General features: G+C 63.4%; 14 protein-coding genes and 1 pseudogene. All 15 read right to left on the reverse strand.

The genetic code is table 11. From position 1 onward, the window contains the following. Window positions 1–37 precede the first annotated feature (37 nt). The 15 genes and pseudogenes from LLH00_02195 to LLH00_02265 all read right to left on the reverse strand — a co-directional run bounded on the left by LLH00_02195 (window position 38) and on the right by LLH00_02265 (window position 15,946). Window positions 38–1,189 carry a DegT/DnrJ/EryC1/StrS family aminotransferase gene (locus LLH00_02195; GenBank protein MCE5270077.1) on the reverse strand — a complete coding sequence of 384 codons (1,152 nt, stop codon included), beginning with the start codon at window positions 1,187–1,189 and terminating at the stop codon, window positions 38–40. A 243-nt stretch (window positions 1,190–1,432) separates the two neighbouring features. Further along, window positions 1,433–1,945: a flagellar assembly protein FliW gene (locus LLH00_02200; protein ID MCE5270078.1), complete on the reverse strand. Its 513-nt coding sequence runs from the start codon at window positions 1,943–1,945 to the stop codon at window positions 1,433–1,435. A 62-nt stretch (window positions 1,946–2,007) separates the two neighbouring features. Next, a complete protein-coding gene (gene flgL / locus LLH00_02205) occupies window positions 2,008–5,181 on the reverse strand; it encodes a flagellar hook-associated protein FlgL (GenBank protein ID MCE5270079.1) in 3,174 nt (1,057 codons plus the stop codon). Between the two features lie 23 nt (window positions 5,182–5,204). Further along, entirely contained in the window at window positions 5,205–5,468 is a 264-nt protein-coding gene (csrA, locus tag LLH00_02210) for a carbon storage regulator CsrA (protein ID MCE5270080.1), read from the reverse strand. Window positions 5,469–5,576: 108 nt separating this feature from the next. Further along, on the reverse strand, window positions 5,577–6,974 hold the full coding sequence (gene flgK / locus LLH00_02215; protein ID MCE5270081.1) for a flagellar hook-associated protein FlgK: 1,398 nt from the start codon (window positions 6,972–6,974) through the stop codon (window positions 5,577–5,579). Window positions 6,975–7,010: 36 nt separating this feature from the next. Next, window positions 7,011–7,529: a flagellar protein FlgN gene (locus LLH00_02220; GenBank protein ID MCE5270082.1), complete on the reverse strand. Its 519-nt coding sequence runs from the start codon at window positions 7,527–7,529 to the stop codon at window positions 7,011–7,013. Between the two features lie 2 nt (window positions 7,530–7,531). Next, on the reverse strand, window positions 7,532–8,410 hold the full coding sequence (locus tag LLH00_02225; protein MCE5270083.1) for a transglycosylase SLT domain-containing protein: 879 nt from the start codon (window positions 8,408–8,410) through the stop codon (window positions 7,532–7,534). Window positions 8,411–8,418: 8 nt separating this feature from the next. Beyond that, window positions 8,419–9,558, reverse strand: coding sequence for a flagellar basal body P-ring protein FlgI (locus LLH00_02230; protein ID MCE5270084.1), 1,140 nt, complete (start codon window positions 9,556–9,558; stop codon window positions 8,419–8,421). A 31-nt stretch (window positions 9,559–9,589) separates the two neighbouring features. Continuing rightward, entirely contained in the window at window positions 9,590–10,243 is a 654-nt protein-coding gene (locus LLH00_02235; protein MCE5270085.1) for a flagellar basal body L-ring protein FlgH, read from the reverse strand. Beyond that, window positions 10,240–11,244 (reverse strand): flagellar basal body P-ring formation chaperone FlgA, encoded by a 1,005-nt coding sequence (gene flgA / locus LLH00_02240; GenBank protein ID MCE5270086.1) that lies wholly within the window; start codon window positions 11,242–11,244, stop codon window positions 10,240–10,242. The genes LLH00_02235 and flgA overlap by 4 nt, the downstream gene beginning before the upstream one ends. A gap of 45 nt (window positions 11,245–11,289) precedes the next feature. Next, entirely contained in the window at window positions 11,290–12,078 is a 789-nt protein-coding gene (gene flgG, locus LLH00_02245) for a flagellar basal-body rod protein FlgG (protein MCE5270087.1), read from the reverse strand. An 86-nt stretch (window positions 12,079–12,164) separates the two neighbouring features. After that, window positions 12,165–12,956, reverse strand: a complete 792-nt coding sequence (gene flgF / locus LLH00_02250) for a flagellar basal-body rod protein FlgF (GenBank protein MCE5270088.1) — start codon at window positions 12,954–12,956, stop codon at window positions 12,165–12,167. 571 nt (window positions 12,957–13,527) lie between these two features. Then, window positions 13,528–14,343 carry an undecaprenyl-diphosphate phosphatase gene (locus LLH00_02255; GenBank protein ID MCE5270089.1) on the reverse strand — a complete coding sequence of 272 codons (816 nt, stop codon included), beginning with the start codon at window positions 14,341–14,343 and terminating at the stop codon, window positions 13,528–13,530. Between the two features lie 277 nt (window positions 14,344–14,620). Beyond that, the gene (locus LLH00_02260) at window positions 14,621–15,181 is read right to left on the reverse strand and encodes a restriction endonuclease (GenBank protein MCE5270090.1); all 561 of its coding nucleotides are present in this window, start codon (window positions 15,179–15,181) and stop codon (window positions 14,621–14,623) included. Between the two features lie 24 nt (window positions 15,182–15,205). After that, a pseudogene (locus tag LLH00_02265) lies at window positions 15,206–15,946 on the reverse strand (site-specific DNA-methyltransferase). Window positions 15,947–16,007 lie beyond the last annotated feature (61 nt).

Genomic DNA, 16,007 nt, shown 5'->3' on the forward strand with positions numbered 1-16,007 from the left:
ATCAGGTGGGCCGTTGGAATCAGGCGAGCCACTGGAATCAGGCGAGCCTGTCGAAGCGCAGGGCCAGGGCCAGGTCCTTGACCGAGCGGACTACGTAGTCCAACTCGTCGTTGCGGAGCTTGGGGTACAGCGGCAGGGTTAAGGTGCTCGCCCCGATGGCCTCGGCCACCGGGAAATCGCCGGGCTTGAATCCGTAGGTGTCGCGGAAGAATTTCTGCAGGTGCACGGGGATGTAGTTGATCGAGACCCCGATGCCGCGTTCCTTGAGGCCGGCCAGGAGCCGGGCGCGCTTGTCCGCGGGCGCCAGCAGGGTGAACACGTGGTGGCTGTGCACGCAGCCGGGCAGCCAGTCCATGAAAGTGATCCCGGGCACGCCGGACAGCTTTTTCCGGTAAAGTCCGGCCAGACGGGTGCGGCGCGCGAGGAACCGTCCGGCGCGCTCGAGCTGGCCGGGCAGCAGGGCGGCCTGAAGGTTGTCCATGTTGTATTTCCAGCCCAGGCGCGTGATCTGGTAGGCCACGTCATCCTTGCCGTAGCGCTCGCTGGCGGTGTGGTCCATACCGTGGTGGCGCAGGGACTTGAGAAGATCGGCCGTTTCGGCGTCGTGCACGGACACGGCTCCGCCCTCGCCGCAGGTGATACTCTTGGTGGGGTAGAACGAGAAGCAGGCGAAATCTCCCAGCTCTCCCACGCGGACCCCATCCCGCGAGGCCTCCAGGGCGTGGGCGGCGTCCTCGATCAGGGCCAGGTTGTGGCGGTCGGCGATGGCGCGCAGGGCGCGCATGTCACACATCTGGCCGTACAGGTGCACCGGCAGGAGGGCTTTGGTGCGCCCGGTGAGCGCCGCCTCGACCCGGCCGGCGTCCATGTTGCCGGTGCCCGGCTCCACATCCACGAACACCGGTGTCGCCCCGGCCATGATCACGGCCAGGGCCGTGGCGGAGAAGGTCATCGGCGTGGTGATCACCTCATCGCCGGGGCCCACCCCGGAGGCGAGCAATGCCAGGTGCATCGCCCCGGTGCAGCTGGTCACGCCCACGGTGTAAGGCGCTCCCAGATAGGCGGCGAGTTGCTCCTCGAACTGCTCGACCAGCTTGCCGGTGGTCAGGAACAGGCCGTCCAGGGCGCGGCAGACATCGCGCTTTTCGCGCCGTCCGAGGTTGTGCCTGAAAAACTCCACTTTACGCATGAGGTTTCCTGTCGGTTTGTCGTCCGGCATAGCTTAACTCCGAACATATCGACTGTCAACAGCCATCCGCGCCGCAACCGTACCCAAACGAAAGCCGCCCGGTGAGGGGCGGCTTTGACTATCGGATCATTCACCCGCTGAACGATGTGCCCGGACAGTATCAGGCCTGGAGGGTGCCGGCCCCGCCTGAACGCCTGCCCTGGCTCGTTCGCACCCGGGCGCCGATCCTTTCCCCGGAGGGGATCAGGAGACGACCAGAGCGTTACCCAGGGCCATCTCGGCCGGGCGGAACACCGGCGTGGGTGCACCGGCGGCCATCAGGCGCTGACGGTTTTTCAGCACTATCGGGTGACGGGTGGTATACGACCCGTCCATCAGCACGATCTGCTTGCCCAGGTAGTTCTCGGTGTTGATCACCAGCGGACCCTGCAGGTTGGCGGTCATGCTGAACGGCTCCCGCACTATCGAGATGATGACGCAGGTTATGAGCCGGGACTGGTCCCGGGCCGCCAGGACCGACAGCTCCTCTTTACGCACCGGGACTTTGTAGTCCGGGAAGAAAAGCTGCGGGTCGCAGATGACGAAGGCCAGCTTGGGGTCCTCCGCCGAGTGCAGCCAGAAGAACGGCAGGTTCTTCTGGTTGTTGTAGATGAAAAACTTCTTGCAGTTGGCGAACCCGAGCAGGCCTTCCGGGAAGAAGATGATCTCCTTCTCGTCGACCGTCAGGGTCCCGAATCTGGTAGTGTTGATTTTCAAGGCACCCTCCATGTATGAGACAAGTTATTACGGTTAGTTTTCCCTTGCGATGCCGCCAGGCTCTACAGGTAGTCGAGCAGCGACGGCAGAATAATTCGTCCCGCGGCGGCCAGGGCCGCGTTGTAGGCGTTCTCCTGGGCGGCCAGCTGGCTGACCGCCTCGACAACGTCCAGGTCCTCGATCCCGGAGAGGATTTCCGTGTTGCGCAGGCTCGTATCCTGTCCGCGGTCGCTGGTGGTGCTCATCTGGTTCGAGCGCGCGCCGGTGGTGGTGCGCTGGTTCAGGATGCGGCTCAGGGCCTCGGTGAAAGTGGTCAGGGTCTTCTGGATATCCTCCTGGCTGTTCGTGTCCAGGGCGTTACGCAGGTAGTACAGGTTGCCCAGGATATCGGCCGAACCGTCGATTCCCATCAGCTTGGCGGTGGTGTCGAACACCGTTGTCCCGTCCTGGTTGGTCCGGTTGGTGCCGTCCGGGTTGGTCAGGGCGATATTCTTCACGGTCAGGGTGGTGCCTTTGACCCGGCTCTCGATAGTGATCCCGGTCCCGGACTTGTTGACCGAGGCCACCACGTTCACCAGCGAGGAGTTGAGCAGGGTCAGGACATCGCCCACGGTTTCGGCGTTGCTCAGGTCGATCACGGCGGTCTGGTCGCCATTGGCGATACTGATCTTGCCCGGGACGAAAGTGCCGCCCTGCAGAAGGCTCAGCTTGGTGGTCTCGCGGATCACCGGGTCGAGGGAGCGGCCGACGATCCGGTCGCTGCCGACCACGCTTATGCCGTTTATCCCCAGGTTTTTGGCCGCGCTGCCGCCTGCGATGTCCTCGACCTTGAGCAGGCCGTGCTGGGTGATGAAACCCACGGTCTTCAGGCTGCCGTCCGTCAGGCGGAAGCTGACCTGGTTGTTGTTGCTGTCGATCGATTCGATCACCCCGCTGATCTGCTGCTCCTCCGCGCCGGCGTCGGTGACCAGGTCGAGCGAGCGGGCCTGGAATTCACCGGTCACCAGCTCGCTGCCCACCATGTAGATGGATTGCCCGCTGAAAAGGTTCTGCACCGGCTGGAGCGAGACCACCTTGCGCAGCTCACCCTGTTGAGTGCGCATGAAGATTTCGCCTTTGTCCTTGTTCACGGTCTCGATCACTCCGCTCAGGACAGTTTCTCCATCGAGCGGCTTGGTGACCAGATCGGCGCTACGGGCGTAAAGGTTGCCTCCGTTGCCGGAGCTGAAAGCGTTCACCACCATGGCCTGGCCGACCTTTAGATCGCTGAAATCGGCCGTAAGGTTGCCGTTTGCGGTCACCTGGCTGATCGCAGTGTTGGCGGTGTTCATGTCGATCAGGGTCAGGCTGCGCTGGTCGTCCGAGATGCGCGCCATCACGTTGACCGATTTATCGCCCTGTGCGCCGTGGCTGTTGATCAGGTTGATCACGCCCTGAATCGAGTTGACGTGGCCGATGTCGATGTTGATCGAGTTGCCCAGCGAGTCGGTGATACGGATGAGGCCGCGCGAGACGCCCTCGCCGCTGTTCAGGTCCTTGAGCCGCGTCTCGCCTTCGATGGCCGCCAGCAGGTCGGTGCTGTCACCCAGCGGGGAGACCGGGTCGACCAGCACGTCCCGGCTGCCCTCGATGCCCAGCAGGTTGGCGCTGAAATTACCCTGGCCGTCCGAGATTTTCAGGGTGCGTCCGCCCACGAGGCTGGTCACCTCCACACCGGTGCCCAGGTCGTTGATCCGGGCTTTCAGGTCGAGTCCGGATTCGTTCAGGGTCTTGATCAGGCCGCCCACGGTGGAGACGCGGGTCAGGTCAACCAAGCCTTTGCGCGGTCCGTTCTCCACCACGATATTATCCAGGTTCAGCCCCTGGCCGCGGTTGAGCAGCGACAGGGGAGTGTCCGTGGTGATCTGCGGGTCGAGCGCCTCGCCGATGAATTTGCTCTCGAACACGCCCCCGGCCGGGGTGAGTATCCCCAGGTCGCGGGCGGTGTGGGTGCCCTCGCCGCTTTCCTCGATCCGGATCGGGCCGCGGCTTCCCACCGGGCTGCCGTCCTGGATCAGCATGCCGTTGCCGCCGGTGTTGATTTCGGCGCGCAGGTTGGTGCCGGACTGGTTGATAAGCTGGCGGACATCCGCCAGGGTCTCGGCCTGCGACAGGTCGATAACGGAGGTGTTGCCGGCCCGGTCGATCAGCTTGATCCGGCCGAGTTCCACGCCGGCGCCCAGGTGAAGGTTTTCCAGGTTGGTGGTCAGGTCGAGGGGGTTGAGGTCCCGGCCGTTGATCGTCCCGTCGCCGTCCGTGTCCTCGCCCATGATCCCGAGCTGAAGGGCCACCTGGCCGACCCCGTATTCCTCGATCTTGAGGCTGGCCCCCGGCTCGAAATCGTTGGGCGAGGTGGTGTCCTTGATGATCAGGGTTTGCGTAGTCTCGTCCAACTGGGCGCTGATGGCGAGCCTGCGCCCGTTCTTGTCCATGGCGCTGTTGATCTTGTAAGCCGCATCGCCCAGGGTCTTGACATCGCGCAGGTCAACGGTGGAGACCTGGCCGCCCCGGGTGCTGATCTTGATGAACCCCTGGTCCACGCCGGAACCGTTGTTCATCTCGGTCAGGTTGCGGTACTCCAGGGGGATCGAGCGCTCGACATAGGCGTTCAGGTTGGCGTGCCCGCCCAGGTTGTCCACCGCGGTGGGCAGCAGGAGCGATCCCGGAATGTTGGTGCTCAGCGTGGTGCCGCTTTCGATCTCGATCTCCATCTCGCCCGAGTCGCCGGTGTAGCTCACCCCGTTGTCGGTCTGGAGGAAAGGCGTGTCCAGGGTCCGGTTGCCGGCAAAGATGTAGCGGTTTCCGATACGAGTGTTGAGCAGGTCGACGAACTGGTTGAGCAGGGCGTTGATTTCCTTTGAGACCGCGGCCCGCGTGTTGGAGTCGGCGGTGACGTTGGCCTGGCCGATCGCCAGCTCCTGGGCGCGCAGCAGGATTTTGTTCATGTCGTTGAGCACGTTGTCGGTCGTGTTGAGCTGGGTCTCGCCCTGGTCGATGTTGCGCAGTAACTGCTGGGTTTCGGACAGACCGGCGCGCAGACGGATGGCCGAGGCGGTCCCCACCGGGTCGTCGGACGGGCTGGACAGCCGCTTGCCGCTCGAAAGCTTGGACTGAATGTCCATCAGCTTTTCGACGCTGCGGTTCAGGTTGTTCATTATCGTGTTGTTCAGCAGGTTCTGTGTCACCCGGAAACTCATGTCATCCGCCCTGAATCTGTGTTTCAGTCTGCGTGTGAACCCGTTGAGCTGCGTTCGATTCCGGCGTGCATAAACTGCGCCAGACGGTCGAGATCAAAATCCGAGGCCAGGCTGGCCCTCAGGTTCTCGCTCTGTATCTTCTCGTAAATCTCGAGACGGTGTATCGGGACATCCTTGGGCGCCGCGACCCCGATCTTGACCTGTCGGCCCTGGATCTCAATCAGCGTCACCCGGATGTCATCACCGATCGCGATGCTCTCTCCCAACTTCCTTGTCAGAATAAGCATGTATCATCCTTGATATGAGAGGATCGGCATTTAGTCCGTTGTCGGTTCCCGGCCGGTTTTCCCCGGCCTGTCCAGCCTTGCGCCTCCTTTACTCCCCGCTGGGGATTATCAATACTTTCCGAGGTTGATCACTATATCCATCATCTCATTGACCGTGGTGAGTATCCGCGCGTTGGCCCCGAACGCTTTCTGGAACACGACCAGGTTGGTCAGCTCCTCGTCCAGGTTGACCCCGGAGAGCGATTCGCGGGTGTTTTGCAGGTGCTCGGTAAGTTTTTCCTGGTTGTCCAGACGCTCCTTGACGCTGACTGTCTCCAGGCCGAACGTGCTGATCATGCCCCCGAGGTAATCCTCGAAGGTGAAGGTGTTGTTGTTCAGCACGCGGGTGTTGCGCAGTTGGGCTATGGCCAGGGAGTTGCTGTTGTCGCCCGGCTCGCCGTTGGAAGAGGCGGCGATGTTGCCCGGGTCGTTCTCGATGTCGAAGCTGAGCTGGATCGAGGCCGCGTCATCCCCGTCGAAAAAGTTGATCCCGGTCGGCGGGGTCTCACGGCTGCCCTGAAGGCCGTAACCCTTGCGGTGGATGGTGTTGACATTGTCGATGATCGATTTGGCCAGCTCGTCGAGCTTGCCCTGAAGTTCGGGCACGATGCGGTCGCGCACCTCGATCAGGCCGTTCAGCTCGCCCGAGCTGAACTTCATCTCGACGTTGTTGGTCGGATTGAGGACACGCACCTTTTCGGTCCCGTTGATATTTTCCGCCTCGGTCTTGAGCTTGAGCACCTCGCTCTGGACCACAAAGGCCTGGCCGTTGATCGATACGACCACCGAGCCGTTGTTCGGGTCCTCGGAGGTGGTCATGTCCACCAGGCCCGAGAGCTTGTCGAGCAGGAGGTCGCGGCTGTCGCGCAGGTCGTTGGCCTGACGGCCCAGGGCCTCGGTCTTGCCGATTTCAACGTTCAGGGAGGCGACACGCTCGAGGATCGAGTTGACCTCGGCCACATCGTCGATGATCTCGAAGTTTTTATTGTCTTTTATCTTGTCGAGCTGCGAGTGAACCTGGTTGAACATCCGGGCCAGGGCCCGCCCCTGTTCGCGCACCGTTGTCCGCACCGAGCTGCTTTCCGGGTTGGTGGACAGGTCCTGGAGGCTGTTGAAAAAATTCTTGATCGCGTTGCTCAGACCGGTGTCGGAGGGCTCGTTGATCACGCCCTCGATCAGCTCAAGCGACTGGGCCTGCTTGTCCAGGTCGCCCTGCAGGGCGTTCTCGTTGCGGAACTGGCGGTCGATGAACGCGTCCCGCGTGCGCGACACCTCGGCCAGGTTCACCCCGGTGCCGAACACGCCCTTGTTGATGATGATGGGACGGTTGGCTTCCAGGACGATCTTCTGCCGGGTGTAGCCCTCGGTGTTCACGTTGGCGATGTTCTGGCCGGCCACGTTCAGGCCCATCTGGCTGGCTTTGAGCCCGCTCAGGCCGATATACATCGCATTGTTGATCGTCGGCATCCGCACCCTCGTTCCCGGCTCGGCCGGGAGCAGCCCTCAGATTTTCTTGTCGAAGACTTTCACCAAGTTCGCCTTACGGCTTTTCTTGCCGCTTTCCTCGTAGACATTCCGGTTGATCCGTGTCAGTTCCAGCATCAGCTGGAGCTGACCGCTCACCAGCGAGCGCGCTCTCTCCAGCAGGAATGAGTTCTGGCTCTTGAGGCTCTCCACGCGGCCCGCGCTCTCGCGCACGCGCCGGGCGGCCTCCTTGAGCTGAGTGCGCCCCGGCTCGCCGAAACCCTCGGCCAGCTTGCTCACCGGGGGCGGATCGCTCAACCCGCTGATCCGGCGGCAGAGTTCGCGCCTCTTTTCCTCCAGTTCGTGTATGAGGCGCACCAGACGGCCCTGCCCGTGCACCGCCGCGCCCAGGCCCTGCAGGTCGCGGCTTACCACGGCCCGCTGCTGGTCGCGCAGGGCGGCATACAACTCATCCATCTGTAAGGCCAGGCTGCCCAGCACCGCCAGGAGTTCCCCGTACAGTGTTTCGACCACCAGGCTGTCAGTACGGGTGAGCATGCTCAGACCTCCGACGTTGTGCTGAACCGTCCCCGCAGGGACAGTACGTTCTTGACATAGTTGCGGGTCTCACGGTAGGGGGGCACGCCGCTGTAGCGCTCCACCGCGCCGGGACCGGCGTTGTAGGCGGCCAGGGCCAGCTTTTCATCCCCTCCGAAGCGCTCGAGCATCTGCCGCAGGTAGCGCGCGCCGGCCTCCAGGTTCTGCCGCGGGTCCAGCGGGTCGCTCACCCCCAGGCTGTCCGCGGTCGAGGGCATCAGCTGCATCAGGCCCTGCGCCCCGGCCGGGCTGACCGCCCCGGGGTCGCCACCCGATTCCTGGAGGATCACCGCCGAGACGAGCGCCGGGTCGAGCCCGTTGCGCTCGGCCGCCTGCTGGATCAGCGTGCTGAGCCCGCCCAGTTTTTCCGACGACGTGCTTTTGGCTTTTGTCCCTGCCGGGGTCTCAGCGGCGGCATCTGCGGCCGGAACGACCGGGGCGGAGGAACTTCCCTGTCCCTCCGCGCTCTTTCCGGTTTCAGACGGCGGGACCTTGCCGTCGCGCTCGCGCACGAGCTGACGGTAGATCATGTCGGCCAGGCCCACCGGGCTGCGGCTGCTCATCGTGTCGGCGATCTTCTCGTTGAACATCGTGCGCCAGGTCTCCATGCCGCTGGAATCTCCGCCCATAAGGCTGTCTTCCGGGACGGTTTTCTGCATCGAGTCGAGCAGGATGCGCAGGAAAATGGCCTCCATGTCCTGGCTGACCTTTTTCAGCTGCGCGTCGTCGCCCTTGCTCCCGCTGGTGGCGGCGCTTTTGGCCCGCTCGACCCGCTGCTGAAGCAGGCGCTCCTGGATGCTCTGTGTCCCGATATCCGGCAACCCGATCTGTTCCACGCTCACGGCCCGTCCTACATTATCACCAGTTCGGCATTCAGCGCCCCGGACTGCTTCAGGGCCTGGAAAATTGCGATTATGTCCCGCGGAGTCACCTGCATGATATTGAGCGCGGTCACCAGGTCGCCGGCCGTGCCGCCGATCTCGATGAACTTGTGCACCTGCTCCTCGGCCCCGACCTGCGCCGTGGGCGTGATCGCGGTGGCGCCGCCGCCCAGCGGGGTGGTGGGCTGACTGACCGAGGCCCCGGTACCGATAGTGATGGTCAGGCTGCCGTGGGCGATCTGGACCGGCATCACGGTGACGCTTTCGCCGATGGCGATGGTGCCGGTGCGCTCGTTGATCACCACCTTGGCCGCCACGTCCGGGTTGACCTCCAGGTTTTCGAGCGTGGAGATGAACTCGATCACGCGGCCGGGGTCGCGGTATTCCTCAGGAATGGTTACGTAGACCGAAAGCCCGTCGATGGGCAGGCCGATGTTGGAGCCGAAACGGTCGTCCACGGCCTTGTCCACGCGCTCGACGCTGGTGAAATCACTGTTCTCCAGGGTGAGCATCAGGCGCCAGTTGTCGATGAAGCCGGCCTCGATCTGGCTGAGCACCATGGCCCCGCGGGGCACGCGCCCCACCACCGGATGGTTGCGCTGGATCTGCGCTCCGGCGCCGCCGCCGCCCGCGTTGCCCACGTTGAACCCGCCGATTGAGACCGGGCCCTGGGCCACGCCGTACATGGTCTTGCCGTCCAGCCCGAAGAGCTGGGTGCGCAGCAGGGTGCCGCCCTGCAGGCTGCTGGACTCGCCCAGCGAGCTCACGGTCACGTCGATCCGGCTGCCGGGTTTGTCAAAAGTCGAAAGGTCGGCGGTCACCATCACCGCCGCCACGTTGGCCGTGTTGATCTCGCCGGCCTGGATATCGATGCCGAACTTGCTCAGAAGGCTGGCCGTGGAGCGGTTGGTGAACACCGTGCGCCCGTCGCCCGTGCCGTTCAGCCCCACCACCAGGCCGTAGCCGATAAGCTGCTCGACCCGCGTGCCCTGGAGGTGCGCGATGTCCTTGATCCGCGCCGCCGAGACCGGTGCGGTGGACAGGACGGCCAGCGCCAGGGCGGCCAGGATGCCGCGGGTTGCGATTCTATGCCGGGAACCGGAAACCATTGTTTCTCCCATCCTCAGGGTGCGGCCTAACTCAGAAGAACCAACCCAGGATACGGTTGAAAATAGTGGGGCGGCGCATTTCCTCGGCCTCGCCCTTGCCCTTTAGGGTCACCTGCAGGTCGGCGATCTGCGAGGAGTTGATCGTGTTCTGCGCCGTGACGTCCTGGCTGCGGGCGATGCCGCTGATGGCGATCACCCGGTTCTCGTCCGGCATGTTCACCACCTTGGAGCCCTCCAGGTACAGGTTGCCCAGGTCATCGGTTTTGACCACCCGGGCCGCGATTTCGGCCGTGAACGTGCTGGTTTTGTTGTTCTGGACGCGGGAGTCGAAATCGTTCTGCGACGCGACCGAGCCGCTGAACGGGTTGAGCATGCCGAAAACCTTGGTCGCTCCGGCCCCGAAATTGGCCGAGGTCGAAGTCCCACGCTGGCTGCGGAAACGGGCGTTGTTCACGCCCTGCACGCGCTCGTCGATGATGATCGTCAACACGTCGCCCTTCTTGTACAGGCGGTCATCGGTGAACAGGCTGGCCACATCCGAGCGGAACTCCATCTGGGCGGCCAGACGCGCCGCGCTCAGGCCCAGGGCCAGCATCAGGAGCATCAGGGTCGCGGCCATCCGGGGCAGACCCTCGGCGCCGCTGCGCGGGGGAACGTTTTTCCGGGTACTCTGCTGGGTTCTCATCTGTCACCCATCCTCTCATCGGTTATCAGCACTGTGCGCGAGTCCACCACCCGTCCGGTCATGTTGCGGCCGTAATGGTTGCGGACAAGAATCTTGTCACCGCGTCCGCCGCTCTCCCAGGCCTTGCCCGGGCAGCCGATGCGGATGTTCTTGTACTGTACGATCAGCGTCACCTCATCGCCGCGGTCCACCACGGGCGGGTTCTCCAGGGCGTCCACGGTCAGCGGCTGGTCCTGGCGCACGTTGCGGCGCAGGCGCATTCCGGCGGCCTGCTCCAGGCTCGACACCGCCTCGGAGCGCTGGTCGCTGATCTCACGCGTGGCGAGCTGGATGTCGCCGGGCTGGAGGAACTCGCCCTGGTGCAGGTCGCGGATGGCCACGGCCACGGTGCCGAAAGCCTGCGCCCGGATGGAGACAGGTACGCGCCGGACGACCCGCCCGTCCTCGATTACGGCCAGCGAGACCGCCGCCGCTCCCGAGACCCGTCCGCGTATCTGGTCGAGCACCTGGAGCTGGCTGTTTCCCTCCTCCACCACGATCTCATCCGGCAGGTTGGAATAGGTCACAGCGGTGCTGTCGGCCAGCCCCTGCCAGGAGCGATGCACGTAGTCCTGGATCAGGCCTGCCATCTCCGCGCCCGTGATCTTGCGTCCCGAGCGGCTGACCCGCACGGCGTCCGAGCCGCTGAAAGAGACCCGCACAGGGTCGATCCGGTGCGCCGCCAGGCTGCGGCGGATGCTCTCGCGGTCGAGCAGGATGTCGTTGCCGGGCAGGGGGGCGGGCCCCAAGGGCAGGTCGTTCACCTGGGCCACCAGAGCCTCGTCGAAACCCTGCACGCTGGCCACGTCGCCCAGGCGCATCTGGTCCCTGGGCGTGCGGGCCTGGTCCTTGATGTAGACATAGACCCGTTCGAGATTGTCCGCCGAGGTGCTGTCCTGGGCCGCGAGAAAGCCCGCGCCCAGAAGGCCGAGGGTCAGGAGCAGGCCGATCGTTCTGTTCATTGCGTTTACCTCCGAAATCAGTACTGCGTCAGGCTTAAGTCGGTCTTACCGCCCGATGCTGGCCGCGGTCTGCATCATGTTGTCGGCCACGGAGATGCCGCGGGAGTTGAGCTCGTAGACCCGCTGGGCGGTGATGAGGTCGACCAGTTCGTCGACCGTGTTGACGTTCGATAATTCCAGGTAGCCCTGCTGCAGGCGGCCGAACTCGTCCTCGCTCGGGTTGCCGAGCAGGGGGGTGTTGGAAGCCACGGTCTCGACGAACAGGTTGTTGCCGATGGCGCGCAGGCCGGCCGGGTTGATGAAGCGGGCCAGCTCGACCCGGCCGATGTTGGCCGGCTGGACCTGGTTGGGCAGCAGCACGTCCACCGTGCCGTCCTGGCCGATGTTGATCTTGGTCGCGTTCTGCGGGATGGTGAGCTGCGGTTGCAACGGCAGCCCGTCACTGTTGACCAGGATACCGTCCTGGCTGATCTCGAAGTTCCCGTCCCGGGTATAGGCCATCGATCCGTCCGGCCGCAGTATCTGGAAGAACCCGTCGCCGATGATGCCCACGTCCAGGTCGTTCTCGGTGGCCTGCATGGTGCCCTGGGTGAAAATTTTCTGCGTGGAGGCCAGCTTCACTCCGTGGCCCACCTGCATCTCGCCCGGCACGTACTGGCCCTGGAACTCACTCACGCCCGCCGGACGGAGGGTTTGGTACAGAAGGTCCTGAAACTGGGCCTGGGTTTTCTTGAACCCGGCGGTGTTGACGTTGGCCAGGTTGTTGGCGATCACGTCGACCCGCGTTTCCTGGGCTTTCATCCCGGAAGCCGAGGTGCGCAACGCTCTGATCATCTTTTTGGCTCCTGTTTTTGCGCCCCGCGCCAGCGGGGCGGTTCAGTCCGCATTGCCCTTCATACCGTGTCCGTCAGTCCGGCGGCTCAGACCTTGCCCACCTGCGAGACCGCCTGCTGCAGAGACTCATCCTGCAGTCGAATGGCGCGCTGGCCGAACTCGAACATGCGCTCGACCTCGATCATCCGCACCAGCTGGTCGATGGGATTGGCGTTCGACATTTCGAGCATACCCTGCCGCACGCTGAAATTCTGCGCCGGCACGGCCGCCCCGCCGCCGGCCTGGGGCACGAAACGGCTGTCGGCGGTCTTGGTCAGGCGGTAGGGCTTGGGGAAATCCACCACGTTCAGGGTGCCGCGCTGCTCGTTGTTCACGTACACCGCGCCGTTATTCTGCACCTCCAGCTTGCCGCCCTGCACGTTGATCGGCGCGCCGCCGGCGCCCAGCACGTTGAAGCCCTCGGCTGTGACCAGGTTGCCGTTCTGGCCCACCGCGAACTGGCCGTTGCGCGTGTACTGCACGCCGTCCGGGGTCTGCACGGCGAAGAAACCGTTGCCGTCGACACCCAGGTTGTAGTCGTTGCCGGTGATGTCCATGCGACCCTGGCGGAAATCGGTGGCGTACTCGATCACCCGGCTGGCGTCGCCCACGCTGGCGCGGAACGCCGGCGGGTTGATTTTCACCTCTTCCGGCGTCTTGCCAGTGGCGGCCAGGCCGTTCTCGTTCAGGTACAGGTCGGCCTCCACCAGGTCGCGGATGAACATGCGGTCCTGCTTGTACCCGGCGGTGTTGTTGTTGGCCAGGTTGTTGGCGACCAGGTCCTGATTGTAGGGCAGGGGGATCATCCCGGCTGCCGAGCGGTAGAGGCCTTTTATCATGCTGGTGTTCCCCTTGACGGCTTCCCATTCATTATATCTTTTTAGTCCGTCCGTCGCGGGGCCGGGTAGACGGCCGGGCAGGCTGGACGCGGACTGTCGCGGTCGAAGGGGGCAAGGTTTGTGCCATGCGGGGTGAAACGGGAGCAGACAGACGGAAAGCCGGTGGCGGCGCTCTTTACGTCAGAAAATAATGCCTGGTGCAGAAAAATAAAAACGAGCTGGTGGGTAATTATTGCCCAAGGGCGGGAAAAAAGGCCGAAACCGGAGTGGGGACAAAAAGAATCCCCATCAACTGGTGCCCCTGAACCTGGCGTGGATGACTCCGCCACTTGCGGCGCACACCGGGAAATCTCTCAACCCGCGGACCTTAACTGCGACTGCCTGTTACGTGCTGCCATACTGCTTTGCCGGGGTTGACGGCGTCGGCGCCTGAGGGCGGCCTCCTGTGAGAATTTTATCTCACCGTTCGGGCAGTGATGGGGATCGAACTTCCACTTAAGTATGAATTGCGGCCGGGAAAAAAGTCAAGTCCTGACGGGAAAAAAATATCAAACCGCTGGCGGCCAGGGATTTAGAAATACAGCAGCCCTGCCGCGCCTACGGCCCAGACATACCAGGCAAAGCGGTCGAAGCGTCCCCGGCTGAGAATTTTCAGCAGGAAATAGATCGCCGCAACCCCGCTGATGAAAGCGCTGAACGCCCCGCAGAACAGGGCCAGGCGGCTCACCCCCTCCAGGGCGTAGGGGTGGCTGAACACGCCCGCGCCCTCGATCACCCCGGCGCCCAGGATCGCGGGCAGGGCCAGAAGGAACGAGAACTCGGCGCTGCGGCCCGGTCCCAGGCCCAGAAGAAGCCCGGCCGTGATCGTGCTGCCCGAGCGGCTCACCCCGGGCAGGATCGCCACGGCCTGGGCCAGGCCCACCCCCAGGGCCGAGACCCAGCCGATGGGCCGCACCGCCTTGGGGGCGAAACGCGACAGCATCAGGATCGCGCCGGTGACGAGGAGCAGCCAGCTCACCGTGCGCGGCGCGCTGAACGCCGCCTCAAACCAGTCCTTGAACGCCACGCCGATCACCCCGGCTGGAATGGTGCCCAGGATGACGAACCAGCCCAGGCGCAGGTTCTCGCTGCGCTCGGCCGGGTCGAGCGGCAGGGCCGGTTTCTTGACCAGGGAAAGGAAAGCCTTGACTATCAGCCCCACGCGCCGACGGTAGGCCAGCAGCACTGCGGCCGCGGTGGCCAGGTGCAGCACCACCTCGAACAGGATGCCCTGGCTTTTCACCCCGAGCAGGGCCTCGCCCAGCACCAGGTGGCCCGAGCTGGACACGGGCAGGAACTCGGTCAGGCCCTGGACCAGGCCCAGCAGAACGGCTTGCAGGATCGACATTCTTTCTCCCCCGTAAAAATCGGGGCACGGCATGCCGTGCCCCTCCGTTACACACCCCGTCCCGCTTTCAGCGGGACACCCCTCTTTTTAGGGGGATTTAAGACAAAAAACCACTTTCAACGCTCACATGCACGAGTGAAGGGCCTTGAATTCCCCTCTATCCAAGAGGGGTGGCGGCGCAGTCCCGATTTCACCGGGACAAGCCGACGGGGTGTGTCGCAAATCCCCTTCGATCCCCCCGGCAAAAGGGGCAGGCCCGTGGCCGCCCGGCTGTTCATCACAAATCCAGTTCCCTGTTTTGCCCCTGCGGAGCACCAGCGGCGCGCGGCGCTTTTTTGAACGTGGCCCCCACCTGGCGCAGCGGTGGCATGTCGATCTGCGCCCCGGCCAGAAGCTCGGCCACGGTGAAAAGCTGTATCTTCGGGTATTTGCGGCCCCAGACCTCGGACTCGAAGAACCCGGCGGTGACCGCCTCCTGGCGCATCGGCGCGGTGTGCTCCTGCATGCTGATCAGCACGCCGAGGGCCGCCCCCTCGCGCTCCACCACCCCGCGCAGGTCGCGCACGTGGGCTGCGCCGGTGTGCCCGGCCTTGACCGAGATCACCACCGTGTCGAACTGCCCTCTCCGTCCGCCCCGGAACACGATCTTCCCGTCTATGCCCTTGTCCGCGCCCTTTTTCTGCTCCACGGGACGCGCATCCACCAGACCCAATGCCCACCACTGGAACTGGTAGGGGTCGCTGGTGGCCAGGGCCTCGGCGTCCGGAACGCTGACCGGCTCGCCCACCACCTTGTATTTTACGGCCTCGCCGAAAGCGTCGTTCAGCCGGGCTTTCATCAGGGTGATAGCCAGGTGGGTGATGTCAATGCCGATCCAGGCGCGGCCCAGGCGCTGCGCCGCGGCCACGGTGGTGCCGCAGCCGCAGAACGGGTCGAGGACCAGCCCGCCCTCCGGGCAACTGGCCTGTATGATGCGCTCCAGAAGGGCTTCCGGTTTTTGCGTGGGGTAGCCGAGACGCTCTGCGGCCTGTGCTTGGACCGGGAGAATGTCCGTCCATACATCTCCAACAGGTGTGCCTTCCTGTTCATCGAGATACCGTTTTAAGGCAGGAACACCTCCAGGTTTGTTTTGAACAATTAGCCCTTTCTCAAATGCTTCATTCATCCTTTCTTTCGTCCATCTCCAGACTCGTGTTACTCCAAGGAACTCATAAGTAAGGTTTGGTCTGTTCTTATTTGGGTTTGCAAGATTATCCAATCGATAACGTCTTCCGGTTATCGGTTCTTTATATCGATAAAATTTGGAAAGATAATCAGGATCGTGTTGTGTATAACTTGGATTCCAAGTCGCTTTTGATGTTTTGGAGTACCTTAAAATCACATCATGGTTTCTGGCGAAACGAGTAAAAGCCAAGCCTTTGGCGTTTGTTCTTTTCCAGATGATCTCATTACCGAAATTATCTGGCCCGAATACAGCATCCATGAGCATCTTCAGATAGTGACTCGCCACAGGGTCGCAGTGCAAATAAAGGCTGCCGGTGCTCTTGAGCACGCGCCGCAGCTCGATCAGCCGCGGGGCCATCATCACCAGGTAGGAGAGCATGTTGCAGGGGCCGAGGAAAGTGCGGAAGGCTTTCATTATGTCGGCCACCCGGCCGCCCGCG

This window comes from bacterium (assembly GCA_021372515.1).
Lineage (GTDB): Bacteria > Gemmatimonadota > Glassbacteria > GWA2-58-10 > GWA2-58-10 > JAJFUG01.